The sequence below is a fragment of the Enterobacter sp. 01-M-03-SI-ECC genome (genome assembly GCF_047530215.1).
Lineage (GTDB): Bacteria > Pseudomonadota > Gammaproteobacteria > Enterobacterales > Enterobacteriaceae > Enterobacter > Enterobacter chengduensis.
This window is the reverse complement of the sequence record NZ_JBLKDA010000001.1, coordinates 379291-401955: the sequence shown is the minus strand read 5'-3', so window position 1 is coordinate 401955 and position 22665 is coordinate 379291. Positions and strand designations below refer to the sequence as shown.

The window sequence follows — 22665 nt, the reverse complement described above, 5'->3', positions numbered from 1 at the left end:
ATTGCATCATCGACATTCGAAGGCTCTATGCTAAGTAACGATATTCTTCGTAGCCTGCGCTACACCCTGAAAGCGAACAATAACGACATGGTGCGCATTCTTGCGCTGTCCGATATGGAATCCACGTCTGCGAGTTTTGACACGTGGATGACCAAAGAAGACGAAGAGGGCTTTGTCCGCTGCCCTGACATCATTCTGTCGGGTTTCCTGAACGGCCTGATTTACGATAAGCGTGGCAAAGATCCGGCCGCACCAGAGCTGGCGCTGGAGCGTCGGGTGAACAACAACACGGTGCTGAAAAAGCTGCGTATCGCGTTCTCGCTGAAAACGGACGATATCGTGGCGATCATGACCGAGCAAAAATTCCGCGTATCCGTGCCGGAAGTGACCGCCATGATGCGCGCGCCGGATCATAAAAACTACCGCGAGTGCGGCGACCAGTTTCTGCGTAATTTCCTGCGCGGGCTGACCCACCGGGTGCATCACCCGAAGGCGTGATGTTTAGCCGGGTGGCGGCTTCGCCTTACCCGGCCTACAAAACCCGTAGGCCCGTGCAGGCGTAGTGTCGCCGGGCAAAAAAAAGCCGGAGATAATCTCCGGCTTTTTCATTATTTCACCTGCTGACCCGGCTTCGCGCCTTCGTCAGGGCTTAGCAGGAAGATATCTTTCCCGCCAGGGCCTGCGGCCATCACCATCCCCTCAGAGATGCCAAAGCGCATTTTGCGCGGCGCCAGGTTCGCCACCATCACGGTCTGACGACCAATCAGCACCTGCGGGTCCGGGTAGGCTGAACGGATGCCGGAGAAGACGTTACGCTTCTCGCCGCCCAGATCCAGCGTCAGGCGCAGCAGCTTGTCGGAGCCTTCCACGAATTCCGCGTTTTCAATCAGCGCCACGCGCAGGTCGACTTTAGCGAAATCATCAAAGGTGATGGTTTCCTGAATCGGATCGTCCGCCAGCGGGCCGGTCACCGGAGCCGCAGCCGCCTTCACCTCTTCTTTAGACGCTTCTACCAGGGCTTCAACCTGCTTCATCTCGATGCGGTTGTACAGCGCCTTGAAGGTATTCACCTTGTGGCCGAGCAGCGGCTGCTGGATGGCATCCCAGGTCAGCTCGGTGTTCAGGAATGCTTCAGCACGGGCTGCCAGCTGCGGCAGCACCGGCTTCAGCCAGGTCATCAGCACGCGGAACATGTTCAGACCCATGGTGCAGATCGCCTGCAGGTCGGCATCGCGGCCTTCCTGTTTCGCGACCACCCACGGTGCCTGTTCGTCCACATAGCGGTTGGCCACGTCGGCCAGCGCCATGATTTCACGGATCGCTTTACCGAATTCACGGCTTTCCCAGGCTTCGCCAACCGCAGCGGCGGCGTCGGTGAAGGTTTTATACAGCTCAGGATCGGCCAGTTCGGCAGAAAGCACGCCGTCAAAACGCTTGGCGATAAAGCCCGCGTTACGGGACGCCAGGTTCACCACCTTGTTGACGATGTCCGCATTCACGCGCTGCACGAAATCTTCCAGGTTCAGGTCGATATCGTCGATGCGGGAAGAGAGCTTCGCGGTGTAGTAGTAGCGCAGGCTGTCCGCGTCGAAGTGGTTCAGCCAGGTGCTGGCCTTAATGAACGTTCCGCGGGACTTGGACATCTTCGCGCCGTTCACCGTTACGTAGCCGTGTACGAACAGGTTGGTTGGCTTGCGGAAGCTGCTGCCTTCCAGCATCGCCGGCCAGAACAGGCTGTGGAAGTAGACGATGTCTTTACCGATGAAGTGGTACAGCTCGGCGGTGGAATCTTTCTTCCAGTATTCGTCGAAGCTCACGGCGTCGCCACGCTTGTCGCACAGGTTCTTGAAGGAGCCCATGTAGCCGATTGGCGCGTCCAGCCAGACGTAGAAGTATTTGCCCGGCGCGTTCGGGATTTCGAAGCCGAAGTACGGCGCATCGCGGGAGATATCCCACTGCTGCAGACCGGATTCGAACCACTCCTGCATCTTGTTCGCCACCTGCTCCTGCAGCGCGCCGCTGCGGGTCCACGCCTGCAGCATTTCGCTGAAGGACGGCAGGTCGAAGAAGAAGTGCTCGGAGTCACGCATCACAGGGGTGGCACCGGATACCACGGATTTCGGTTCGATAAGCTCGGTCGGGCTGTAGGTTGCGCCGCACACTTCGCAGTTATCGCCGTACTGATCCGCGGATTTACATTTCGGGCAGGTGCCTTTGACGAAACGGTCCGGCAGGAACATGCCTTTTTCCGGATCGTACAGCTGGGAGATGGTGCGGTTTTTGATAAAACCGTTCTCTTTTAGACGCGTGTAGATCAGCTCCGACAGCTCGCGGTTCTCGTCGCTGTGGGTGGAGTGATAGTTGTCATAGCTGATGTCAAAGCCAGCAAAATCAGTCTGATGCTCCTGACTCATTTCGGCAATCATCTGCTCCGGGGAAATGCCCAGCTGCTGCGCTTTCAGCATGATCGGCGTGCCGTGAGCATCGTCCGCACAGATGAAATTAACCTCGTGGCCGCGCATTCGCTGGTAACGGACCCAGACATCAGCCTGGATATGCTCCAGCATGTGGCCGAGGTGGATTGAGCCGTTGGCGTACGGCAGCGCGCACGTTACCAGAATTTTCTTCGCGACTTGAGTCATAGTAGGCATTACTTCTTTTAACTGTGAAAAGGGTTTTTGATATTACCAAAAGGGGCATTATTAAGTAAGCACAAAGCACGGCCTTTCAGGTAAACTTGTTCATCTAAGGTCTTATTCACAAGAACAAAGGAGTCGGGATGAGTTCTCAATCCCAGGCCAAATCACCGGAAGCCTTACGAGCAATGGTCGCCGGGACGCTGGCTAACTTTCAGCATCCAACCCTGAAGCACAATCTTACGACGCTGAAAGCGTTACACCACGTTGCCTGGCTCGACGACACGCTGCACGTTGAGCTGCAGATGCCGTTCGTCTGGACAAGCGCCTTTGACGCGCTGAAAGAGCAGACCAGCGCTGAGCTGCTGCGCATTACCGGTGCGAAGGCAATCGACTGGAAGCTGAGCCACAGCATCGCCACGCTGAAACGCGTGAAAAATCAGCCTGGCGTGAACGGCGTGAAAAACATCATTGCCGTCAGCTCGGGCAAGGGCGGGGTCGGGAAATCCTCTACCGCTGTTAACCTGGCGCTGGCGCTGGCAGCGGAAGGGGCAAAGGTCGGTATTCTGGATGCGGATATCTACGGTCCATCTATTCCGAACATGCTGGGCGCGGAAAACCAGCGTCCAACCTCGCCGGACGGCACCCACATGGCGCCAATCATGGCGCACGGTCTGGCGACCAACTCCATCGGTTACCTGGTGACTGACGATAACGCCATGGTCTGGCGCGGCCCAATGGCCAGCAAGGCGCTGCTGCAGATGCTGCAGGAGACGATGTGGCCGGATCTGGATTATCTGGTGCTCGATATGCCGCCGGGAACCGGTGACATTCAGCTCACGCTGGCGCAGAACATTCCGGTGACGGGCGCCGTCGTGGTGACTACGCCGCAGGATATCGCGCTGATCGACGCCAAAAAAGGCATCGTGATGTTCGAGAAGGTGGAAGTGCCGGTGCTCGGTATCGTTGAGAACATGAGCGTGCACATCTGCAGCAACTGCGGGTACCACGAACCTATCTTCGGTACGGGTGGCGCAGAAAAACTGGCCGCGAAGTATCACACCCAGCTGCTGGGTCAGATGCCGCTGCACATTACCCTGCGTGAAGATCTGGACAGCGGAAAGCCGACGGTCGTCAGCCGTCCGGACAGCGAATTTGCAGAAATGTATCGTCAGCTGGCGGGACGCGTTGCGGCGCAGCTTTACTGGCAGGGCGAAATCATTCCGGGCGAAATCGCCTTCCGCGCGGTGTAATTCCTCTGCGCCTGAGTGCCGGGTGGCGGCTTCGCCTTACCCGGCCTACGAAATACGGTGTTGTAGGTCAGGTAAGCGAAGCGCCACCTGACTTTACCCAAGCCGATAGTGCATCAAATAATACTCTCCGTCCGGAGAATCACCCGTCGCCTCAATGTGCCAGCCGTGACGCTGGTAAAACGCAACAGCCCGCGCATTCTTCACCAGACACTTAAGCGAACCCGTACTGGTAAACGTCTTCTGAACCTGCTCGAGAAGCAACTGCCCGACCCCGAGCCTTTGATACTGCGGGTCCACAAAGAGGTTGTGCAGGAAATTATCGTTCGTCCAGACGGAGGCAAAACCCAGGCGGTGACCGTTCTGAACAGCCACCCAAATCACTTCGTCACGGGTTGCCGCGTCAAAATCTTCAAGCTGCCAGTCCGCGCTGTCCAGCCATGGCCAGGCTTCACGCCGCGCGCGGAGATAGAGCGTGCGCAGGAAAGGGCGGTCACTTTCCTGCCAGGGGCGAATCAGAACCGAGTTAGCGGTGATAGAAAATATCTCCATTGTAAGCTTTGTAGATTTTGCCGTCTGCATCGCCGATCAGCACATAGTTTTCACCCATGTAGGTCCAGTGGGTTCCGGCATCCGGAGCCGGCAGGTTACGCAGCTGGTACTGTTTGATGGTGTACTCCGGCGTTTGATACTGCGCCGGCGCCGTGTCGCCAATCTTGAATTTCGTGAAGTCAGCGATGAACTCTTGTTCTTCATAGGCCTTGATGCCGGATGGCGCAGCGGCGGTTTGCGGGGCAGCGAATGCGGAGCCCGCCAGAGACAGTAATACACCCAGAAGCAGCAATTTACGCTTAGCCATTTTTTCTCCAGTGATATCGTTACGGATACTTTTTGTCTGCGGGTCATGCAAAGCGGAGCAGACAGTCCATTTTAAGTATCAACGCAGGGTATGTTTGAAAAAAAATGTAACAAAACTGGACGGTTTTGTGTAGTCGAATTGGGTGATGTTTATCACTGCCATGAATATTGTTCTTGGTTTGTATTTTTAATATTTATTATTTCATTAATCAATTCTGAAAATAACTTTCTCTGTCAAAATTGGACATCTATGCGAATGCTTTCCCTCGGAAGAAGATTTAATATTGTCTTCGAATGAAGCGCGCTTGCTTCCGTTTTAGTACAAGGTCGAGTATTGACTTTGTGTTTCAGAAAGCGGTTTAGTCACGTTTCGCAATGTCAGAATTTCATACTGCAGAATAATAATCAATTAAATTTCATAAAGTTAGCTTAGTTGGTTTTGCAGGCTTGCCGATAAACGCAACGTTAAAAAGAAATATTTATATAAATGAAAAGTACAACTGCATTTTCGCTGTTATTTCTTACTGTTAGCCAGTTAACAGGATGTGTATTTTCTCCTGGCCAGAACTTGAGTGTATCCGGGAAAAAAGTCATTGCGACGGAAGAGGTTAATTATCAGCTTGATAAGCGCGTGGAGATTTACCCACTGACGCCGGGATTGATTGAAAAGCTGCGTCCGACCGTGTCGAAATCTCAGGCAAATCCTACTCTGGATGAACAGATCAAAAACTGGGAATACCGTATTGGCACGGGTGACATCCTGACGGTCACCGTCTGGGATCATCCTGAATTAACGACGCCTGCAGGCCAATACCGTAGCGCGAGCGATGCCGGCAACTGGGTCAACGCCGATGGTACGCTCTTTTATCCCTACATCGGCAAGCTGCGGGTGGCGGGAAAAACGGTTTCACAGGTACGGGAAGAGATTACGGCTCGACTGGATAAAGTCATTGAGAGCCCGCAGGTGGACGTCAGTATCGCCGCCTTCCGCTCGCAAAAAGCCTACGTCACCGGAGAGGTCGAAAAATCGGGGCAACAACCGATAACCAATATTCCGCTGACGGTGATGGATGCGGTCAACGCCGCTGGCGGTCTTTCTGCGGATGCTGACTGGCGTAACGTCGTGCTGACGCACGATGGCCATGACTCACGCCTTTCGCTCTACGCGCTGATGCAGCATGGCGATTTGACGCAGAATAAGCTGCTTTATCCGGGCGATATCCTGTTTATTCCTCGCAACGACGCGCTGAAAGTGTTCGTCATGGGCGAGGTGGTTAAGCAGAGCACGCTTAAGATGGATCGCAGCGGCATGACGCTGGCTGAAGCGCTGGGCAATGCCGGGGGGCTCAACCAAAATATGGCCGATGCAACCGGCATTTTTGTCATTCGGCAGGTATCTCAAAAAGGCGACACGGGCAAAATTGCCAACATCTATCAACTGAATGCGGAAGATGCGTCAGCCATGGTACTGGGCACGGAATTCCAGCTTGAACCGTATGACATTGTCTACGTGACGACCGCACCGTTGTCGCGCTGGAATCGCGTGATCGCCCAGCTGGTGCCAACCATCAGCGGCGTCCATGACCTGACCGAAACCGTTCGTTACATCAGATCGTGGCCGCAGTAATGTTCCAGTCGATCTTAGTGGTCTGCACCGGCAATGTTTGCCGCTCACCGATTGGTGAGCGGCTGTTGCGTCAGCAACTACCCGGCAAACAGGTGACCTCAGCAGGTATTTTTGGGCTCGAAGGACACCCGGCGGACGCGGCTGCGCAGGCTGTTGCCTGGCGTCATGGCGTTTCGCTGGAGGGACATATTGCCCGCAAGGTGACGCGTAGCCTGTTGCAAAAGTCCGATTTGATTCTGGTGATGGAGCCGGAACACCTCCGTTTCATCGCCACAATGGCCCCGGAGAACCGGGGAAAATCGCTGCTCTTTGGACAATGGCTGGAAACCAGGGACATTCCCGACCCGTATCGCAAAAGTCGCGAAGCCTATGAATATGTTTTCGAGCAATTAGGAAAAGCCAGTCGGGAATGGGCTCGTCGTTTGAGTCAACAAGGAATAAAGCAGTAATGTCGTCTTCAAAATCAGAAAAATATAGTGCTGCGACGCCGCAGAATAATGAGATCGATCTTCTTCAGCTGCTTGCTGAGATGTTTGATCACCGTGTGATGATTGCGTGTGTCACGCTCCTGCTCACGGCATGTGCGGGGATCTACGCGTTCAGCACCACGCCAGTTTATCAGGCGGATGCCCTGGTACAGGTTGAAGCAAAGCAGAATAATTCGCTGCTCAAGAACCTGACCCCTTTCGAGTCCGATCTCTCGCCAGACGTCGCGCCAGAACTGTTACTCCTTAAATCACGAATGATCCTGGGAGAGACCGTTGATCAGCTTGGCCTGACGACCATCGTTAAGCGACGCGTATTCCCTGTCATCGGGTCGTTGTGGGAAAAGGTGCAGGGCCGTAAACCCGATACAATTACGATTGGCGCGCTGACCATTCCTCTTCTTGACGGTAAGCCGCAAACGCTTTTACTCACCGTACAGGAGCAAGGGCGGTATCGTCTTGAAGGTAAAACGCTTACGGCAGAGGGCGTTGTCGGGAAAATGCTGGTCAAAGACGGAATATCGCTTCTGGTGACCTCTCTCAGTGCGGAACCCGGCGCCCAGTTAACCCTCCAAACCGTTTCAAGGCTCGACGCGATCAACGCCATTCAGGACAGGCTTACGGTTGTGGAGTCGGCGAAACAGAGCGGTATGATTGCATTAACGTTAACCGGTGAAGACCCTGGCAAGATCGCCACGGTGCTGAATACGATTGCTGAAAATTATCTCAGCCAGAACATTGCGCGCCAGGAAGCGAAAGATTCCCGCAGCCTCACGTTTTTACAGGGGCAGCTACCTAAGATCAGTCGAGAACTGGATGAAGCCGAAGCGCGTCTGAATGCCTACAGAGAGCAGCGCGATTCCGTCGACTTATCTCTGGAGGCGAAGTCAGTCCTTGATCAGGTGGTCAACGTGGAGAATCAGCTTAACGAGCTGACGTTCCGCGAAGCCGAAGTTTCCCAGCTTTTCAAAAAGGACCATCCTACCTATCGTGCATTACGGGAGAAGAAACAGACGCTGGAGCGGGAGCGTGCGCGTCTGAACAACCGCGTCTCGTCCATGCCTTCCACGCAGCAGGAGATATTACGCCTGAGTCGCGACGTTGAATCCGGACGAACCATCTACCTGCAGTTGCTGACGCGTCAGCAAGAGCTGAGTATCTCGCGCTCCAGCGCTATCGGCAACGTGCGGATTATCGATCCGGCCGTGACGCAGTCAGTCCCAATCAAGCCGCGCAAAGCGCCCATTATTATACTGGGTATGGTGGTGGGGTTGATGCTCTCTGCCGGAACGGTTTTAGTGCGCTCAGCCTTTAAGCGAGGTATTACCTCGTCTGAACAGCTGGAAGTTCAGGGGATACCGCTCCTGGCGACGCTCCCGCGCTCGGTGTGGCTGTGGAAAAAAACGCACCTGCGCAGGAGAAACCTGTTTGCTTCCCACTGGAAGCACAGGACGTCGAACATACCGTTTCTGCCCGTCGACCGTCCGGCAGATATGTTTGTCGAGGCGGTACGCGGGCTGCGCACCAGCCTGCATTTTACCATGATGGATGCCGCAAACCGGACCGTGGTGGTGTCTGGACCCACGCAGGACTGCGGAAAGACGCTGGTCAGTACGTCACTGGCGTCGATTGCCGCTCAGGCCGGACAGCGAGTGCTGTTTATTGATGCGGATATGCGTAAGGGGTATGTCCACAATGTTTTCAAACTGAGCAATCATCAGGGATTATCCAGCGTGCTCGAAGGTGATGTTGAGTGGCAGGAGGCGATTCAACGCGTCGAGAAAGGCGGTTTTGATGTATTGACCTGCGGACCCCAACCTTCACATCCCGTTGAGCTGCTTATGAGTGAACGCTTCAAGAACATGATGTCGGAGATAGACAAACGTTATGACATCGTCATTGTCGATACTCCACCCGTGCTTGCCGTAACGGATGCCTTGTTGGTAGCCAGAGCAGCGGCCACCACGCTGCTGGTCGCCCGATTTGGTAAAACCAGCGTCAAGGAGATCGAGAACTGCCTGAAGCGTCTGGCGCAAATGGGTGTGCAGGTGAATGGCGCGATCCTTAATGATATCGTGAAATCGGCTGCGCTCTATTACAACTCGGGGTATAGCCATTACGACTACGGCTACACCCGGGAGTAAAGCTGGCGCGACACTTCTTTACAGCATGGTGGCGTTTTGCCCGTTAAGATGACCTTCGTTAAAACATGAGGTCACAATGGATAACAGCAAAATCAGTCGACTGCGCCGCTGGGTGCGGGAAGGGATCATACTCGTTCTGCTGACGCTGGCCGTGGCGTGGGGTGTTGATCAATATCGGAAACCGACGCTTCCCGCCAGCTTTAGTGCCACACCGATGCAAAGCATTGACGGCAAAATTCACGATATCGCGGCGCTCAGCCAGGAGCGCCCGCTGCTGATTTACGTCTGGGCCACCTGGTGCAGCATTTGCCGCTACACGACGCCTTCGGTTAATAAGCTGGCAGAAGAGGGCGGGAACGTCATCAGCATCGCCATGCGCTCCGGCGATGATGCGAAGCTGGCCCGCTGGGTCGAGAAGAAAAGCCTGCGTATGCCGATGATAAACGATGAGAACGGTGCGCTGTCGCAGAAGTGGCAGGTGAGCGTCACGCCAACGCTGGTCATTGTATCGGAGGGTAATGTGGTCAGCACCACGACGGGCTGGACGAGCTACTGGGGATTAAAAGCCAGAATGTGGTGGGCAGGGATATAAAAATCACCCCTCTCCCGGCGGAAGAGGGGTGTTGGATTACTTCGCCAGAACTTCCTGCGCGGTGCGCTCAACCAGAGACAGCAGGATTTTAATATCTTCCAGCGTCACGGTTGGGTTCAGCAGCGTCAGCTTCAGGCAGGTCACGCCGTTATGCTCGGTCACGCCGACGTTCGCACGGCCGGATTCCAGCAGAGCATCACCAATTTTCTGGTTCAGCAGGGCGATACCCGCATCGTCCATCTGCACCTGGCCACGGAAGCGGAACAGCACGCTTGCCAGCTGCGGCTGCATAACCAGTTCCAGAGCAGGCTGCTCTTTCACGTAGGCTGCAACCTGCTGCGCCAGCGTTACGCCGTGATCGATGATCGCCGCGTATTGCTCTTGCCCCAGTGCTTCCAGGCTCATCCACAGCTTCAGCGCGTCAAAACGACGGGTGGTCTGCAGAGATTTAGACACCAGGTTAGGCACGCCCGCTTCTTCGTCAAACTCAGAGTTCAGGTACGCCGCCTGATAGCGCATCAGCTCATAGTGGCGCGCTTCTTTCAGCAGGAACGCGCCGCAGCTGATGGTCTGGAAGAACTGTTTGTGGAAGTCCAGGGTGACGGAATCCACCAGCTCAATGCCGTCCAGGTAATGACGATACTGCTCGGACATCAGCAGCGCGCCGCCCCAGGCCGCATCTACGTGTACCCAGATGTTCTGCTTCGCGGCCAGTTCTGCAATCGCACGCAGCGGATCGATAGCACCCGCATCGGTGGTACCTGCCGTCGCGACGATCGCCAGAATCTGTTCACCGTTCGCATTGCACTGTTCAATTTTCGCCGCCAGATCGGACAGATCCATACGGGAGAATTCGTCCGTTTTCACCTGCACCACGGACTGGTAGCCCAGACCCATCAGCGCCATGTTTTTCTGCACGGAGAAGTGCGCGTTTTCGGAGCACAGCACGCGAATTTTACGCAGATCGCCCACCAGGCCATCCTGCTGAACGGAGTGACCCTGGCGCGCAAAGAACGCATCGCGAGCCAGCATCAGGCCCATCAGGTTGCTCTGAGTACCACCGCTGGTGAAGACACCTGCGTCGCCGGCCTGATAACCCACGCGGGTACGCAGCCACTCGATCAGTTTGATCTCGATAATGGTTGCGGACGGGCTTTGATCCCAGGAGTCCATACTCTGGTTGGTGGCGTTGATCAGCACTTCCGCCGCCTGGCTTACCACCAGGCTTGGGCAGTGCAGGTGCGCCACACACTGCGGGTGATGAACGGACAAGCTGTCTTTCAGGAAGAACTCCACGGCGCGTTCAATCGCCGCTTCGTTACCCAGCCCTTTCGGGTTGAAATCCAGCTTAATACGGTCGCGCAGTTCCGCGACCGTTTTGCCCTGGTACATCTCAGGCTGCTTCAGCCACTGCATCACAGCCTGAGTGCTTTGTTCAATCGCCTGCTGGTAAGCGTCAATGCTCTGCGCAGAGGAGAACAAAATTGGGTTTGAATCAGACATCGTAATCAATAACTCCGGTTACGCCGGGCGAACGCCCGCAGCAAGCAGCGCCTGCTCGAATTTATCCAGGAACACTTTCAGCTCATCGTCGCTGATCAGCAGTGAAGGCAGCAGGCGCAGTACGATACCGTTACGGCCACCACGTTCCAGAATCAGACCATTTTCGAAGCACTTCTTCTGGATCAGCGCAGACAGCTCGCCGTCGCCCGGGAAGCAGCCCATGTGGTCAGCGGCTTCATGTGGCTTGACGATCTCAATACCGATCATCATGCCCAGACCGCGAACGTGGCCAATCACAGGATAGCGTTTCGCCATCTCTTTCAGCTGGCCCTTAAGCCACTCGCCCTGCGCAGCCACTTTGCCCGCGATGTTCTGATCTTTCAGGATTTTCAGCGTCGTCAGACCGGTTGCCATCGCCAGCTGGTTGCCGCGGAAGGTACCGGTGTGGTGACCTGGCGCCCATGCGTCGAACTGCTTCTTGATACCGAGCACGGCGAGCGGCAGACCGCCACCGACGGCTTTAGACATCACGATGATGTCTGGCTCGATGCCCGCGTGTTCGAAGGCGAAGAATTTACCGGTACGCGCAAAGCCAGCCTGAACTTCGTCGAGGATCAGCAGAATGCCGTGTTCCTGAGTCACTTTACGGATGCGCTGCAGCCACTCAGCCGGAGCCGGGTTCACGCCGCCTTCGCCCTGGACCGCTTCCAGAATGACCGCAGCAGGTTTACGTACGCCGCTTTCAACGTCGTTGATCAGGTTATCGAAGTAGTAAGTCAGCGCCTTCACGCCCGCTTCGCCACCGATACCCAGCGGGCAGCGGTATTCGTGCGGATAAGGCATGAACTGCACTTCTGGCATCATACCGTCAACCGCTTCTTTCGGAGACAGGTTGCCGGTAACGGACAGTGCGCCGTGGGTCATACCGTGGTAACCACCAGAGAAGCTGATGATACCGCTACGGCCGGTCACTTTTTTCGCCAGCTTCAGCGCCGCTTCAACGGCGTCAGCGCCGGATGGGCCGGTGAACTGCAGGCAGTACTCTTTGCCCTGACCAGGCAGCAGAGAGAGCAGGTATTCAGAAAACGCGTCTTTCAGAGGCGTTGTCAGATCCAGGGTATGTAACGGCAAGCCGCTGGTAATGACATTTTGGATGCTTTTCAGCACATCAGGATGGTTGTGGCCAAGCGCAAGGGTCCCTGCACCTGCTAAACAGTCAAGGTATTCTTTATTGTCTGCATCGGTGATCCACACGCCTTCTGCTTTAGTGATCGCTAAAGGCAGCTTGCGCGGATAACTCCTGACGTTAGATTCAAACTCGGCCTGACGGGCCAGATAGGTTTCGTTGCTTTTGTGGGCATCTACGGTGTCAATACGGACTTTATCCGTCATCATATCACTCCTACAACCGCCGCTTCGTTATGAGCCACGATTGAATAAAAAGTTAAAAAACAGATGGGGCCTGAAAAAAACGCCGCCAATATAGAGCCTTTTGCCACGGGGCTCAATGGTTAATTTGTTTACTGTTTTGTGACGAGGCACACGGGGGAGGAAATATTAACTTTACAGCGCAAGAAATTGTCCTTTATGACAATTAAAAACAAAACGTTACGCGAATTATTGATGGACTGTAAATGCCCAAAAAAGAGTGTGACAAATCGTGCCATCAATACGCCTTAAAGGTTCTATTCTCAGCCCTACCGCTTCGCTTTCAGCACACCGTCCATTTTTTCCCGCTTTAGAAGCGAATAAATACCAACAGTGTCCCGTTTAAGCGCGAGAGTCAAAATGTGAATGAACGGCAGATTAGCGCGACAGTCCCATGGCGGGGTTGCATCGCCAGGTCACTTCCCCTAAGCTGAAAAAAATACGTGATTCACACTACATGACTCGGGGTGCCCTTCCACGTGAAGGCTGAGAAATACCCGTATTACCTGATCTGGATAATGCCAGCGTAGGGAAGTCAGATGCCTTCCCGGTCATCGCTTCTTCACGCAAGGCAGGAGCGAAACCATGCAGCCTGACCTGCTCGATTTACACGTTTTACATCACTTCCGAACCCGTTCTCCGCTGACCCATTGTATGACCAACGATGTCGTACAGACCTTTACGGCCAACGTTTTGCTGGCGCTTGGCGCGTCACCCGCCATGGTGATTGAGGCAGAAGAGGCTGAACAGTTTGCCGGGATTGCCGATGCGCTGCTGATTAACGTTGGCACGCTGACCTCGCCGCGGGCCCAGTCGATGCGTCGGGCAATTGAAAGCGCGGTGGCGGCCGGCAAGCCCTGGACGCTGGACCCGGTTGCCGTGGGCGCACTGACGTTCCGCACCCGTTTTTGCCATCAGATCCTTGCCCTGAAACCTGCCGCCATTCGCGGCAATGCGTCCGAAATCCTGGCCCTTGCCGGGATGAGCGCGGGCGGGCGCGGCGTCGATACGACCGATACCGCCGCCAGCGCGCTGCCTGCTGCCGAAGCGCTGGCTCGCCAGACCAATGCCGTAGTGGCCGTCACCGGCGAGGTGGATTACATCACGGACGGACAACGTACACGCACGGTTACGGGCGGCGATCCGCTGATGACGCGCGTGGTGGGCACCGGGTGCGCGCTCTCTGCCGTTGTGGCGGCGAGCTGCTCGCTGCCGGGTGACCGGCTGGATAACGTCGCTGCCGCCTGCGGATGGATGAAACGAGCCGGAACGATCGCCGTCGCGCAGTCACGTGGGCCAGGCAGTTTTGCCAGCGCGTTCCTCGACGCGCTCTACACGCTGGAGGAGCAGGCATGAAGCGGATTAACGCCCTGACCATTGCCGGCACCGATCCCAGCGGCGGTGCGGGTATCCAGGCTGACCTGAAAACGTTCTCCGCCCTTGGCGCGTACGGCTGCTCGGTCATCACCGCGCTGGTGGCGCAAAACACGCGCGGCGTGCAGTCGGTCTACCGTATTGAGCCGGATTTTGTTGCCGCGCAGCTGGATTCGGTGTTCAGCGACGTGCGCATCGACACCACAAAAATAGGTATGCTGGCCGAGACGGACATTGTGGAAGCGGTGGCCGAACGGCTTAAACGGTATCAGGTGCAAAACGTGGTGCTGGACACCGTGATGCTGGCGAAAAGCGGCGACCCGCTGCTCTCCGCCTCCGCCGTTGCGACGCTGCGCGCTAAGCTACTGCCGCAGGTGGCGCTCATTACGCCTAATTTGCCGGAAGCCGCCGCGCTGTTAGGCACAACGCACGCGAAAACTGAACGCGAGATGAAAGCGCAGGGGAACGCGCTGCTGGCGATGGGCTGTGGGGCGGTGCTGATGAAGGGCGGTCATCTCGACGACGCTGAAAGCCCGGACTGGCTTTTTACCCGCGATGGCGAGCAGCGTTTTACCGCCCCGCGCGTGCAGACCAAAAATACCCACGGCACGGGCTGTACGCTCTCTGCCGCGCTGGCGGCGCTGCGCCCACGACATGACGGCTGGGCCGATGCGGTGCGCGAAGCGAAAATCTGGCTCTCGGCGGCGCTGGCAAAAGCCGATACTCTGGAGGTCGGTCACGGTATTGGGCCGGTACATCATTTTCATGCATGGTGGTAAGACAGTATACTGGCAGGAAACACCACGCCTGAGAAAACAGAGATGGAACAAGCGCATACCCGGTTAATCGCTCAGCTGAATGAACGGATCGCCGCGCCTGACAATACCCCGCTGTACCTGAAGTTTGCCGAAACGGTAAAAAACGCGGTGCGCAGCGGCGTGCTGGAGCACGGCAATATTTTGCCCGGCGAGCGCGATCTGAGTCAGTTAACCGGCGTGTCGCGCATTACCGTGCGAAAAGCGATGCAGGCGCTGGAGGAAGAGGGCGTGGTGACGCGCGCCCGTGGCTATGGCACGCAAATCAACAATATCTTCGAGTATTCCCTGAAAGAGGCGCGCGGGTTCTCACAGCAGGTCGTGCTGCGCGGCCAGAAGCCCAATACGCTGTGGGTCAACAAGCGGGTAGTGAAGTGCCCGGAAGAGGTGGCGAATCACCTTTCAATCCCCCCTGAGAGCGAGGTATTCCTGCTCAAGCGTATTCGCTACGTTGACGAGGACGCCGTCTCGATTGAGGAGTCCTGGGTGCCGGTCGGTCTCATTCCCGATCCGGATGCGATCGGCATTTCGCTCTACGATTATTTCCGCAGCCAGAATATTTTCCCGCAGCGCACCCGTTCACGGGTCAGCGCCCGCATGCCGGACAGCGAGTTTCAGGCGCACATTAAGATGGATGAAAAAATACCGGTGCTGGTGATCAAGCAGGTTGCGCTTGACCAGCAGCACCGGCCGATTGAGTACAGCATCAGCTACTGTCGCAGCGATCTATACGTCTTTGTGTGCGAGGAGTAATTCCTCACGAGTGGGGGCGCAATCCCCGCCGCGATGGCTGACCACCCAGGACGCCACGGCATTTCCCAGCAGAACGGCGTCTGCCAGCGGCCATCCCGCCGCCAGCCCGGCAAGCGTGCCGCCCGCGTGGTTGTCGCCCGCGCCGATGGTGTCCACGACCGTAGCCGGGAACGCCGGAACCACGCCCGAACAACCGCCGTCATACCAGACCGCACCGTCTTTATCGTGGCGCACAATCAGCGCGGCCCCAAAGCGCTGCTGCCACTCCATCCCCAGGTTTTCAGCCCCGACGCCTAGCCGCCCGGCTGCGATTTCCGCTTCCTGACGATTAAGGGAGACGATTGGCCGACAGGCCATGATCCGCGCCATCAGCGCGTCGGGGATGTCCGCGATGCGGGGGCCAAAATCAATGAATGCCGTCACGTCCTGCAACCCCTCCAGCCAGCCCGTCAGCAGCTCGCCGCACGGCGAAGCCAGCTGATAGCCGGACAGGTAGACGAGGCTGTTCGATGGGATGTTCAGCACATCAAGCCAGCCCTGCTGCCACTGGTTCTCCACGCCGCTAAAGGACATAAAGGTGCGCTCGCCGTCAGGCTCCACCAGCGCCAGGCACCAGCCGTTGTCGCCGGTTTCGGCCTCGATGGCGCTGTGCAGATCCTGCTTCGCCATGGCGTTGCGGATGATATCCGCCCAGACGCCGTGGCCGACGGGCAGGGCGTTTTGCGCCGTAATGCCGAGCCGCTTCAGGGCGATGGCGATATTCAGCGCGCATCCGCCAATATTCACACCCTGCTGCTTGAGCTCGATATCGCACCCGCGCCAGGGCAGGGCGTAGGCGTCGGCGATGACGTCAATCACCGCGGCGCCCAGCACCGTCACCGGGCGCGTGGCGTGCAGGGCGTCAAGACGCTGGGCAAATGACGTCATACGCCCTCCCTTTGCTCCCGGTAGTGCAGGAGCTTTTCGCAGTAGTGGCCGAAATCGAGCCGGTTAACGGCGTCGAGCTCGGCTTTGAGCGCCGGGTCAATCGCCTGCACGCCGTGCAGCGCGCCGCAGATGGCGGTCGCCATGGCGCCAATGGTGTCGGTGTCGCCGCCCAGGTTAGCGCATAAAATGGCGCAGCGGTTCGGATCGGTTCCCGCCATTTCGACCATCGCAATGGCTGCCGGAACGGACTCGATGGTGCTGGTTCCCGCGCCAATAAGCTGATAAATCCGCTCGCTGGCAGAGTCGATACCGTTTGCTTCCCGCACGGTCTTCAGCGCCAGCTCAATACGTGCCGCCAGCGATGCGCTGAAGGTGGTGGTTTTCGCCTCCTGCGCATAGCGGGCGATACCCGGCAGCGCGTCGACGATGTTCTGCCAGCTTTCGCCGTCGATAGCGCGGGAGACTGCCCAGGTAATCACCACCGCGCCGGCAATGGCGAGGTCTGATTTATGGGTCGGGCTCGAGGCCAGCGCCACCTGCTCAACAAAGTGCTCCAGACGCGTGGCCGGGAGCAGGCAGCCCAGCGGGGAGGCGCGCATCGCCGCCCCGTTGGTTACGCCGTTGTTTTCCAGTTCGCTGACCGGCTTCCCGTCGCGAATCGCGTTTAGCGCGATTTTGGAGGTCGGGCCGAGCACGTTCTTATTAAACGCGTCGAAATCGAGCGCCCAGTTAAGGATATGTTTGCCGATAACGTCCGCGTTAATGTCTCCCTCACACTCAATAATCGCATCCGCCAGGCACAGCGCCATGGAGGTATCGTCGGTGAACTCTGCCTGTTTGAAATAGCAGGCCGCATTATTCTCTGCCGGGCCGGGTAGAAAGCGGTCGATCCAGCCGAAGTGCGCCTTGACGCGCTTTCTCGGCCACAGCTCCGACGGCATGCCCATCGCATCCCCTAACGCCTGCCCGTAGAGGGCACCGAGAACACGTTCTTGTTTCATTTAACTTCCCCTTGTGTCAGCGCGGTATCGCCATTAATCACCTCAATTGCGGCGATCTCTTTATCCGATTCGCGGAAAAACAGCATAAACAGCACGGCAATCACGGCAATCATGATTGCGCCAAACGCCCACATTCCGGCCCAGTTGAAGGTCAGCCCGTTCACCGGCTCTTTGTATGCGAACATTTTTTCCATCATTACGCCGCCCAGGCGGTACCCCAGCAGGCTACCAAAGCCCTGGCAGCACAGCGTAATCAGGCCCTGCGCGGCGGTGCGCATATGCACCGGCGCTTTTTTGTCCACGTAGATGTACGCGGTGACGTAGTAGAAGTCGTAGCTCACGCCGTGCAGCAGAATGCCGAGGAACAGCAGGGCGTAGGTGAAGTACTGTTCCGCACCGCCGTACACAAAGAACCCGTAGCGGATGGCGGCAGTGATCAGGCCCAGCAGTAAGACCTTCTTAATACCAAAGCGTTTGGTAAAGAACGGCAGGGCGAGCATAAAGAAGATCTCGGAGAACTGGCCGAGCGTCATCCAGCCGGTGGCGTTTTTCATTCCCACTTCGGTGAGATAGCCGTTGGCGAAGATGTAGTAGAAGGCCAGCGGCATGGCGAACAGGAACGAGCAGAAGAAGAACACCAGGAAGTTTTTGTCGCGCAGCAGGATCAGCGCATCCAGCCCCAGCATGACTTTGAAATCCAGCTTGCCGGTGCTCTTTGGCGGCGTGTTCGGCAGGGACAGGGCAAAGACGCCGAGCAGGGCGGAGCTGGCTGCCGTCATCAGCAGCGGAATATTGGTATCGGAAATATCGCTGTAGCCCAGCATCTGCGGCAGGAAGCCGCACGCCAGCCCGGAGGCGATCCAGCCGATGGTGCCCATCACGCGAATGCGCGGAAAATCGGCCTCGACGTCGTCCACGTTAGCGAAGGCGATGCTGTTGGTCAGCGCGATGGTCGGCATGTAGGTCAGGGAATAAACCAGCAGCAGCGGGAAGAAGGTGCTGAACTGGGTTTGCTGCGCGGCGAAGTACATCAGAATGGCTCCGGCAAACATCAGCACCGCCAGCACCTTCTGCGCGGCGAAGAAGCGGTCCGTCAGCGAGCCGACCAGAATCGGGGAGAGGATCGCCGCAATGGCGGTACAGGCGTAAGACCAGCCAATTTCCCCGGCGGTAAACCCGCTTTTGCTCAGCCACAGCCACAGCGGCACAAACCACGCGCCCCAGATAAACCATTCAACAAACATCATGAATGACAGTTGGACTTTCGTTTTCATTTTTTAATCCTGCATGTCAGAGAGGGTACGCCTTTAACATACCACTTAATAATACCTTTTAAATACCTTTGTGGTGATTGTTTGATCAATGTAACAGTTTTGTTGTACACGAATCGAGCCAGCAGATTGTGCTGAAAAAGAATGCAAAAGGTGGAAAATCTGTTAAGTCGGTACCAGGCTTAGTCTGCCCATAAAAGATGGGACTGGATAAACACACACCGACACGACGTCGGACTTACGGGAGTATCACATGACTGATATTGCGCAGTTGCTTGGCAAAGACGCCGACAGCCTTTTACAGCATCGTTGTATGACCATTCCAGCCGACCAGCTGTATTTGCCTGGTCATGACTACGTTGACCGCGTGATGGTCGATAACAACCGTCCGCCTGCGGTCCTGCGAAACATGCAGACGCTCTACAACACCGGGCGGCTCGGCGGCACCGGGTACCTCTCAATTCTGCCGGTGGACCAGGGCGTAGAGCACTCGGCGGGCGCGTCCTTTGCGGCGAACCCCCTCTATTTCGATCCGAAGAACATCGTTGAGCTGGCGATTGAAGCGGGCTGTAACTGCGTAGCCTCCACCTATGGCGTGCTGGCGTCGGTTTCGCGTCGCTATGCCCACCGCATTCCGTTCCTCGTGAAGCTGAACCACAACGAAACCCTCAGCTACCCCACCGAATATGACCAGACCCTCTACGCCAGCGTCGAGCAGGCGTTCAACATGGGGGCGGTAGCCGTCGGGGCGACGATTTACTTCGGCTCTGAGCAGTCTCGTCGTCAGATTGAAGAGATCTCCGCGGCGTTTGAGCGCGCGCACGAGCTTGGCCTGGTGACCGTGCTGTGGGCGTACCTGCGTAACCCGGCGTTCAAAAAAGACGGGGTAGATTACCACGTCTCCGCTGACCTGACCGGACAGGCGAACCACCTGGCGGCGACCATCGGCGCAGATATCGTGAAGCAGAAAATGGCCGAAAATAACGGCGGCTATAAGGCGGTGAACTTTGGCTATACCGACGATCGCGTGTACAGCAAGCTGACCAGCGATAACCCGATTGACCTGGTGCGCTACCAGCTGGCGAACTGCTATATGGGGCGCGCGGGGCTGATTAACTCCGGCGGCGCGGCGGGCGGAGATACCGACCTGTCAGACGCGGTGCGTACGGCGGTGATCAACAAACGCGCGGGCGGCATGGGGCTGATCCTTGGCCGTAAGGCGTTTAAGAAATCGATGGCCGACGGCGTGAAGCTGATCAATGCGGTGCAGGACGTCTATCTGGACAGCAAAGTAACGATTGCCTGACCTGGGGACGAAACGTAGGCCGGGTAAGGCGTAGCCGCCGCCCGGCAATACACTCAGCGCAAAAGCACACAGTCCGGCGGCAGCCTGCACTGCAGCGCGCCGGGCAACACCTCTATGCGGAACTGCGTCCCGCTCAGCGGCTCTCCGTCGAGGTTAAAGGTCATCCCGTGCGGGGCATTCACCTCAAACCATGCCGATTTCCCGGCGATGATATTCGGACTCTCTTCCGGCTGCGTCAGCGTGGTAAACAGCGCGGGCAGCAGACCGTCGCCCGTGAAAATACGCAGCTGTAGCTGGCCGTCATTAATCAGCGCTTCCGGGCACAGCTGCTGGCCGCCGCCCGCCTGGCGGCCATTGCCAATGCCGATCACCAGCGCGTCACCCTGCCACTGAAAATCCTCGCCGCGAATTTCACAGCGGTCAGGCTTGAGGGTATCCATGCGCATCAGGCCGTGGATCAGGTACGATACGCCGCCCAGCGCCGCCTTCAGCTTTTCCGGCGTTTCGCTGGTGATGCGCGTGCCGAACCCGCCGGTCGCCATATTGATAAAGCAGGTTTTGTCATTTACCTGCGCGATATCCACGGCGGTAGCCTTGCCGAGGATCGCAAGCTGTAGCGCCTTATCTAACGTCTCAGGGATCCCGGCGCTGGTGGCGAAATCATTGGCGGTGCCGAGCGGTAAAATGCCCATGACCGGGCGGTCTGTCGGCGGCAGGTCGATAAGCGCAGACGCGATCTCATTGATGGTGCCGTCGCCGCCGCCGGAAATGATGGTGCTGACGCCTAGCGTTAAGCCTTCGTTGATATAGCGTGCCGCGTCGCCCTTTTCCCAGGTTACCCGTACGTGAATGCGCGCGCCGTCGTCACGCAAATCCTGAATGGCCTGACGCAACAGATCGTTGCCTGCACTTTTGCCGTTGAGAATCAATAAACTGTCTGGATAGGTTGCCATCCGCGCTGCTCCCTTTTTTAGCGTTAGTAACAGTGTATAGCAGAGCGGAAAAAAGCGGGTAAGAACAGGATGAAAGGGAAAAAATAAGCCCGCGTAAGGGAGATTACGCAGGCTAAGGAGGTGGTTCCTGGTACAGCTAGCATTTATGGGTTATGTTTTTCAGCGGGGGGATAATACCCGTATTGAACGAAGCGGTATGTGATCCGATTCTAAGAATTATCCCAGCGCGAAAAAATTTCCCTGATTGACTATTTACCGTGCGGATTCCGGGTGCTTTCACCGTTGAAGTTACGCATCAGCAGCGCGAACTTAAGCTCCACCTCTTCCGGCACCGGCAGCCAGACGGTATGCCCGTCGCCCGGCGCCACGTCAATCGCTTCGCCTTTGCCGTTTTCCAGATGCTCCAGCGTGAAGTTCATGTTGCCCTGCGGGGTCATCAGCTCCAGGCTGTCGCCTTTGGTGAACTTGTTTTTCACCGCCACGGCCGCCAGCGCGCCTTTGCGCTCGCCGGTAAAGTCGCCGACAAACTGCTGGCGCTCGGAAACGGAGTAGCCGTGCTCGTAGTTCTGGTAGTCGTCATGGGTGTGACGGCGCAGGAAGCCTTCGGTATAGCCGCGATGGGCCAGGCCTTCCAGGGTTTCCAGCAGGCTGGTATCGAACGGTTTACCGGCGGCCGCATCGTCGATGGCTTTACGGTATACCTGTGCGGTGCGCGCGCAGTAGTAATAGGATTTGGTGCGGCCTTCAATTTTCAGGGAGTGCACGCCCATCTGGGTCAGGCGCTCAACGTGGGCGATGGCGCGCAGGTCTTTCGAGTTCATGATGTAGGTGCCGTGCTCGTCTTCAAAGGCGGTCATGTACTCGCCCGGACGTTTGGCTTCTTCAATCATAAACACGCTGTCGGTTGGCGCGCCGATGCCCAGCGTCGGCTCAACGTTGGTGACCGGGATCGGCTCGTGCTTGTGGACGATGTTGCCGATATCGTCCTCTTTGCCTTCCTGGACGTTATATTCCCAGCGGCAGGCGTTGGTGCAGGTGCCCTGGTTCGGGTCGCGCTTGTTGATGTAGCCGGAGAGCAGGCAGCGGCCGGAGTAGGCCATGCACAGCGCGCCGTGAACGAAGATTTCGATTTCCATATCCGGCACCTGGGTGCGGATCTCTTCGATCTCTTCCAGCGAAAGCTCGCGAGAGAGAATGACGCGGGTCAGCCCCATCTGCTTCCAGAACTTAACCGTCGCCCAGTTGACGGCGTTAGCCTGAACGGAGAGGTGAATATCCATCTCCGGGAAGTTCTCCCGAACCAGCATGATTAAACCCGGGTCTGACATGATCAGCGCGTCCGGCCCCATATCCACCACCGGCTTCAGGTCACGGATGAACGTTTTCAGCTTGGCGTTGTGCGGCGCGATGTTGACCACCACGTAGAATTTTTTGCCCAGGGCATGCGCTTCGTTGATGCCGAGCTGCAGGTTCTCGTGGTTGAATTCGTTGTTACGCACGCGCAGCGAGTAGCGCGGCTGGCCCGCGTAAACGGCGTCGGCACCATAGGCGAAAGCGTAACGCATATTTTGCAGCGTTCCCGCCGGGGAAAGGAGTTCCGGTTTAAACATGTTTGTTCTCGTTCTGATGACAGGTCAGATCCGCGTGCACCAGGTGCAACGGTAAGGGGAGATCCCCCACTTTAAGGGCGGGCATTGTAGCGCTGCGGGAAGGGGAGGTAAAGTGATTGTGCCGGGTGGCGG

20 protein-coding genes and 1 riboswitch are annotated in these 22665 nt (G+C 57.0%); of the genes, 10 read left to right on the top strand and 10 right to left on the bottom strand.

The annotated features are described in order from the left end of the window. Nucleotides 1-27 precede the first annotated feature (27 nt). Nucleotides 28-498: a DUF1456 family protein gene (locus ACMWKK_RS01865; RefSeq protein ID WP_008500891.1), complete on the top strand. Its 471-nt coding sequence runs from the start codon at nucleotides 28-30 to the stop codon at nucleotides 496-498. A gap of 110 nt (nucleotides 499-608) precedes the next feature. On the opposite strand, the gene metG is transcribed toward ACMWKK_RS01865, so the two are convergent. Beyond that, nucleotides 609-2642 (bottom strand): methionine--tRNA ligase, encoded by a 2034-nt coding sequence (gene metG / locus ACMWKK_RS01860; protein WP_112779749.1) that lies wholly within the window; start codon nucleotides 2640-2642, stop codon nucleotides 609-611. A 137-nt stretch (nucleotides 2643-2779) separates the two neighbouring features. On the opposite strand from metG, the gene apbC reads away from it, so the two are divergent. Next, nucleotides 2780-3889: an iron-sulfur cluster carrier protein ApbC gene (gene apbC / locus ACMWKK_RS01855; protein ID WP_112779748.1), complete on the top strand. Its 1110-nt coding sequence runs from the start codon at nucleotides 2780-2782 to the stop codon at nucleotides 3887-3889. A 93-nt stretch (nucleotides 3890-3982) separates the two neighbouring features. On the opposite strand, the gene ACMWKK_RS01850 is transcribed toward apbC, so the two are convergent. Next, nucleotides 3983-4438: a GNAT family N-acetyltransferase gene (locus ACMWKK_RS01850; protein ID WP_112779747.1), complete on the bottom strand. Its 456-nt coding sequence runs from the start codon at nucleotides 4436-4438 to the stop codon at nucleotides 3983-3985. Continuing rightward, nucleotides 4413-4745: an RcnB family protein gene (locus ACMWKK_RS01845; RefSeq protein WP_023336316.1), complete on the bottom strand. Its 333-nt coding sequence runs from the start codon at nucleotides 4743-4745 to the stop codon at nucleotides 4413-4415. The genes ACMWKK_RS01850 and ACMWKK_RS01845 overlap by 26 nt, the downstream gene beginning before the upstream one ends. Nucleotides 4746-5231: 486 nt before the next feature. On the opposite strand from ACMWKK_RS01845, the gene ACMWKK_RS01840 reads away from it, so the two are divergent. The 4 genes from ACMWKK_RS01840 (at nucleotide 5232) to ACMWKK_RS01825 (ending at nucleotide 9592) form a co-directional block, all read left to right on the top strand. Then, nucleotides 5232-6371 carry a polysaccharide export protein gene (locus ACMWKK_RS01840; RefSeq protein WP_112779746.1) on the top strand — a complete coding sequence of 380 codons (1140 nt, stop codon included), beginning with the start codon at nucleotides 5232-5234 and terminating at the stop codon, nucleotides 6369-6371. Continuing rightward, on the top strand, nucleotides 6371-6820 hold the full coding sequence (locus ACMWKK_RS01835) for a protein tyrosine phosphatase (RefSeq protein WP_112779745.1): 450 nt from the start codon (nucleotides 6371-6373) through the stop codon (nucleotides 6818-6820). The genes ACMWKK_RS01840 and ACMWKK_RS01835 overlap by 1 nt, the downstream gene beginning before the upstream one ends. Next, nucleotides 6820-9000: a polysaccharide biosynthesis tyrosine autokinase gene (locus tag ACMWKK_RS01830; protein ID WP_112779744.1), complete on the top strand. Its 2181-nt coding sequence runs from the start codon at nucleotides 6820-6822 to the stop codon at nucleotides 8998-9000. The genes ACMWKK_RS01835 and ACMWKK_RS01830 overlap by 1 nt, the downstream gene beginning before the upstream one ends. 76 nt (nucleotides 9001-9076) lie before the next feature. After that, the gene (locus tag ACMWKK_RS01825; RefSeq protein WP_112779743.1) at nucleotides 9077-9592 is read left to right on the top strand and encodes a protein disulfide oxidoreductase; all 516 of its coding nucleotides are present in this window, start codon (nucleotides 9077-9079) and stop codon (nucleotides 9590-9592) included. A 36-nt stretch (nucleotides 9593-9628) separates the two neighbouring features. Here ACMWKK_RS01825 and ACMWKK_RS01820 read toward each other — a convergent pair whose 3' ends face one another. Further along, a complete protein-coding gene (locus ACMWKK_RS01820) occupies nucleotides 9629-11095 on the bottom strand; it encodes a pyridoxal phosphate-dependent decarboxylase family protein (RefSeq protein ID WP_112779742.1) in 1467 nt (488 codons plus the stop codon). Nucleotides 11096-11113: 18 nt separating this feature from the next. Continuing rightward, nucleotides 11114-12490: a diaminobutyrate--2-oxoglutarate transaminase gene (locus tag ACMWKK_RS01815; RefSeq protein ID WP_045328071.1), complete on the bottom strand. Its 1377-nt coding sequence runs from the start codon at nucleotides 12488-12490 to the stop codon at nucleotides 11114-11116. 486 nt (nucleotides 12491-12976) lie between these two features. Further along, nucleotides 12977-13073: riboswitch (TPP riboswitch) on the top strand. A 35-nt stretch (nucleotides 13074-13108) separates the two neighbouring features. On the opposite strand from ACMWKK_RS01815, the gene thiM reads away from it, so the two are divergent. Genes thiM through ACMWKK_RS01800 form a run of 3 tightly spaced genes read left to right on the top strand, consistent with a single transcriptional unit; the run spans nucleotide 13109 to nucleotide 15465 of the window. Then, entirely contained in the window at nucleotides 13109-13879 is a 771-nt protein-coding gene (gene thiM, locus ACMWKK_RS01810; RefSeq protein ID WP_045328072.1) for a hydroxyethylthiazole kinase, read from the top strand. After that, the gene (gene thiD, locus ACMWKK_RS01805; protein ID WP_045328073.1) at nucleotides 13876-14676 is read left to right on the top strand and encodes a bifunctional hydroxymethylpyrimidine kinase/phosphomethylpyrimidine kinase; all 801 of its coding nucleotides are present in this window, start codon (nucleotides 13876-13878) and stop codon (nucleotides 14674-14676) included. The genes thiM and thiD overlap by 4 nt, the downstream gene beginning before the upstream one ends. A 42-nt stretch (nucleotides 14677-14718) precedes the next feature. Beyond that, nucleotides 14719-15465 (top strand): GntR family transcriptional regulator, encoded by a 747-nt coding sequence (locus ACMWKK_RS01800; RefSeq protein ID WP_025760289.1) that lies wholly within the window; start codon nucleotides 14719-14721, stop codon nucleotides 15463-15465. On the opposite strand, the gene ACMWKK_RS01795 is transcribed toward ACMWKK_RS01800, so the two are convergent. From ACMWKK_RS01795 to ACMWKK_RS01785, 3 genes are read right to left on the bottom strand one after another with little or no spacing between them, the layout of a single operon-like run. Beyond that, nucleotides 15439-16392, bottom strand: coding sequence for a PfkB family carbohydrate kinase (locus tag ACMWKK_RS01795; protein WP_112779741.1), 954 nt, complete (start codon nucleotides 16390-16392; stop codon nucleotides 15439-15441). The two genes, ACMWKK_RS01800 and ACMWKK_RS01795, sit on opposite strands and share 27 nt — an antisense overlap. Beyond that, nucleotides 16389-17393 carry an ADP-ribosylglycohydrolase family protein gene (locus tag ACMWKK_RS01790; RefSeq protein ID WP_112779740.1) on the bottom strand — a complete coding sequence of 335 codons (1005 nt, stop codon included), beginning with the start codon at nucleotides 17391-17393 and terminating at the stop codon, nucleotides 16389-16391. Before ACMWKK_RS01790 ends, ACMWKK_RS01795 begins: the two co-directional genes overlap by 4 nt. After that, nucleotides 17390-18667 (bottom strand): nucleoside permease, encoded by a 1278-nt coding sequence (locus tag ACMWKK_RS01785; protein WP_112779739.1) that lies wholly within the window; start codon nucleotides 18665-18667, stop codon nucleotides 17390-17392. Before ACMWKK_RS01785 ends, ACMWKK_RS01790 begins: the two co-directional genes overlap by 4 nt. Nucleotides 18668-18917: 250 nt before the next feature. Here ACMWKK_RS01785 and fbaB point away from each other — a divergent pair, with 250 nt between their 5' ends. Then, nucleotides 18918-19970: a class I fructose-bisphosphate aldolase gene (gene fbaB, locus ACMWKK_RS01780; protein WP_045328077.1), complete on the top strand. Its 1053-nt coding sequence runs from the start codon at nucleotides 18918-18920 to the stop codon at nucleotides 19968-19970. A gap of 53 nt (nucleotides 19971-20023) precedes the next feature. Here fbaB and yegS read toward each other — a convergent pair whose 3' ends face one another. Together yegS and yegQ are read right to left on the bottom strand one after the other, a co-directional pair. Beyond that, entirely contained in the window at nucleotides 20024-20923 is a 900-nt protein-coding gene (yegS, locus tag ACMWKK_RS01775) for a lipid kinase YegS (RefSeq protein ID WP_045328078.1), read from the bottom strand. 248 nt (nucleotides 20924-21171) lie between these two features. Continuing rightward, nucleotides 21172-22533, bottom strand: coding sequence for a tRNA 5-hydroxyuridine modification protein YegQ (gene yegQ, locus ACMWKK_RS01770; protein WP_032652696.1), 1362 nt, complete (start codon nucleotides 22531-22533; stop codon nucleotides 21172-21174). Between the last annotated feature and the right edge of the window lie 132 nt (nucleotides 22534-22665).

Coding starts and splice junctions, on each gene's coding strand:
- ACMWKK_RS01865 (WP_008500891.1), top strand. CDS start 28: ATGCTAAGTAACGATATTCTTCGTAGCCTGCGCTACACCCTGAAAGCG.
- metG (WP_112779749.1), bottom strand. CDS start 2,642: ATGACTCAAGTCGCGAAGAAAATTCTGGTAACGTGCGCGCTGCCGTAC.
- apbC (WP_112779748.1), top strand. CDS start 2,780: ATGAGTTCTCAATCCCAGGCCAAATCACCGGAAGCCTTACGAGCAATG.
- ACMWKK_RS01850 (WP_112779747.1), bottom strand. CDS start 4,438: ATGGAGATATTTTCTATCACCGCTAACTCGGTTCTGATTCGCCCCTGG.
- ACMWKK_RS01845 (WP_023336316.1), bottom strand. CDS start 4,745: ATGGCTAAGCGTAAATTGCTGCTTCTGGGTGTATTACTGTCTCTGGCG.
- ACMWKK_RS01840 (WP_112779746.1), top strand. CDS start 5,232: ATGAAAAGTACAACTGCATTTTCGCTGTTATTTCTTACTGTTAGCCAG.
- ACMWKK_RS01835 (WP_112779745.1), top strand. CDS start 6,371: ATGTTCCAGTCGATCTTAGTGGTCTGCACCGGCAATGTTTGCCGCTCA.
- ACMWKK_RS01830 (WP_112779744.1), top strand. CDS start 6,820: ATGTCGTCTTCAAAATCAGAAAAATATAGTGCTGCGACGCCGCAGAAT.
- ACMWKK_RS01825 (WP_112779743.1), top strand. CDS start 9,077: ATGGATAACAGCAAAATCAGTCGACTGCGCCGCTGGGTGCGGGAAGGG.
- ACMWKK_RS01820 (WP_112779742.1), bottom strand. CDS start 11,095: ATGTCTGATTCAAACCCAATTTTGTTCTCCTCTGCGCAGAGCATTGAC.
- ACMWKK_RS01815 (WP_045328071.1), bottom strand. CDS start 12,490: ATGATGACGGATAAAGTCCGTATTGACACCGTAGATGCCCACAAAAGC.
- thiM (WP_045328072.1), top strand. CDS start 13,109: ATGCAGCCTGACCTGCTCGATTTACACGTTTTACATCACTTCCGAACC.
- thiD (WP_045328073.1), top strand. CDS start 13,876: ATGAAGCGGATTAACGCCCTGACCATTGCCGGCACCGATCCCAGCGGC.
- ACMWKK_RS01800 (WP_025760289.1), top strand. CDS start 14,719: ATGGAACAAGCGCATACCCGGTTAATCGCTCAGCTGAATGAACGGATC.
- ACMWKK_RS01795 (WP_112779741.1), bottom strand. CDS start 16,392: ATGACGTCATTTGCCCAGCGTCTTGACGCCCTGCACGCCACGCGCCCG.
- ACMWKK_RS01790 (WP_112779740.1), bottom strand. CDS start 17,393: ATGAAACAAGAACGTGTTCTCGGTGCCCTCTACGGGCAGGCGTTAGGG.
- ACMWKK_RS01785 (WP_112779739.1), bottom strand. CDS start 18,667: ATGAAAACGAAAGTCCAACTGTCATTCATGATGTTTGTTGAATGGTTT.
- fbaB (WP_045328077.1), top strand. CDS start 18,918: ATGACTGATATTGCGCAGTTGCTTGGCAAAGACGCCGACAGCCTTTTA.
- yegS (WP_045328078.1), bottom strand. CDS start 20,923: ATGGCAACCTATCCAGACAGTTTATTGATTCTCAACGGCAAAAGTGCA.
- yegQ (WP_032652696.1), bottom strand. CDS start 22,533: ATGTTTAAACCGGAACTCCTTTCCCCGGCGGGAACGCTGCAAAATATG.